Source organism: Mesorhizobium sp. M2A.F.Ca.ET.037.01.1.1, from assembly GCF_003998075.1.
GTDB lineage: Bacteria > Pseudomonadota > Alphaproteobacteria > Rhizobiales > Rhizobiaceae > Mesorhizobium.
Window position 1 is genome coordinate 1 of record NZ_RZSA01001313.1, and the last position, 1460, is coordinate 1460.

Below are 1460 nucleotides of genomic sequence, written 5' to 3' on the forward strand. Positions count from 1 at the left end.
ACGGTGAAGAGGCCCTTCGGACTGTCGCGGAAGTCGGTCGCCGCGACCGCCTTGGCGCCGCCATCCACCATCTTGTCGTCGGTGGCGATCTTGCCGAAGATGTCGATGGCGTTGACCACGGCCGGGTCGGTGAACGGGATCTCGTTCTTCGTCCACTTGTCGTAGACTTCCGGCGGCTGTGTGCGCAGCATGATGTCCTCGACCCAGTCGGTCGCCGGCCAGCCGGTGGCGCCGCCCGAACCGAGCCCGATGCACCAGGGCTTGCCGCCATCGGCGACGATCTTCTTCTCGAGGTCGGCCAGCTCTTCCTGGGTCTTCGGCACCTTGTAGCCGGCCTCGTCGAAATTATCCGGCGAGTACCAGACCAGACCCTTCACGTCGATCTTGTAGGGGAAGGCGTAGAAGCCGGCCTTGCCGTCCTTGCCATTATAGGTGCCGAGCTTGGCCCAGGAGTCGCCGGCGGCATAATTTTCCTTGATCCAGGCGGCGACGTCGTCGCCCAGCGGGGTCAGCACGCCCTTGGAAGCAAGGTCCTGGATCAGGCCAGGCTGCGGCAGGACGGCGATGTTGGGCGGGCTGCCGGCCTGGGTGTCGATGACGATCTGCTGCTCATAATTCTCGGACGAGGAATATTTGACCTCGGCGCCGGTGGCTTCCTGGAAATAATCGAGAACCGAACGCACAAGCGTCTCGTCCTCGCCGCGCCACGGCCCGAAGATCGTCAGCGTCTCGCCCTTGAGGTCGACCTTCTTGAGGTCGTCGTAGTTCGCCCAGTGGAATTTCGAATCCTCGCCCGGCTTGAACTTCAGTTCGGCATGTGCCGGCAGGCCAAGGGTGAGCGCAGCGAACGCGGCACCCAAGAGAAGCATTTTCTTCATCGCAGTCCTCCCAGTGTTGAGACAGTTCGGACGAAACCTCCATTTCATCCGCCGACGCCCACGGAACTGTGACTCAGCGAGAAGGCAACCGCAACCTTTCGAAGAGTGTTCCAAAGCGCTTTGGCTAACTTGATCTCGCCATTGAATCGTCATGAAGTCAAGAGGCTCGTGTTGCTAATCGATTTAAAAAAGGCCGAATGCCTGAAGAAAGTGCAGTGCAGCAAGCTTTTTTGGCGCTGCAGCAGCAATTTTGGCTTCAAACACGGTCGATGCGCCTCTAAGCTCACCTCGTCTGGCGATTGCGCCAGCCATCATCGGGTCGATTAAAATTGAAAGCGCTTTGAGGCTGGAGGCCTCCGATGAACCTCAAGCAACTGTCGCACATGCTGTCGCTTTCGCAGACCACGGTCAGTCGGGCATTGAACGGCTACCCCGAGGTCAGCGAGGAAACCCGGCGCCGGGTGATGGACGCCGCCAAGCGCCACGGCTACCGGCCGAACCCCAGCGCGCGCCGGCTCGCCACCGGCAAGTCGGGCATGATCGGCTATGTGCTGCCGACGGGCGCCGCCGTCGACATCGATC

At 61.0% G+C, this 1460-nt stretch carries 2 protein-coding genes; one reads left to right on the forward strand and one right to left on the reverse strand.

What is annotated here, in order from left to right:
• The coding region (locus EOA27_RS36275; RefSeq protein WP_145970825.1) for an ABC transporter substrate-binding protein at window positions 1-878 on the reverse strand (878 nt) is incomplete at its 3' end.
• A gap of 359 nt (window positions 879-1237) precedes the next feature.
• On the opposite strand from EOA27_RS36275, the gene EOA27_RS36280 reads away from it, so the two are divergent.
• Window positions 1238-1460 (forward strand): LacI family DNA-binding transcriptional regulator (locus EOA27_RS36280; protein WP_145970826.1); only part of this gene is annotated, 223 nt, incomplete at its 3' end.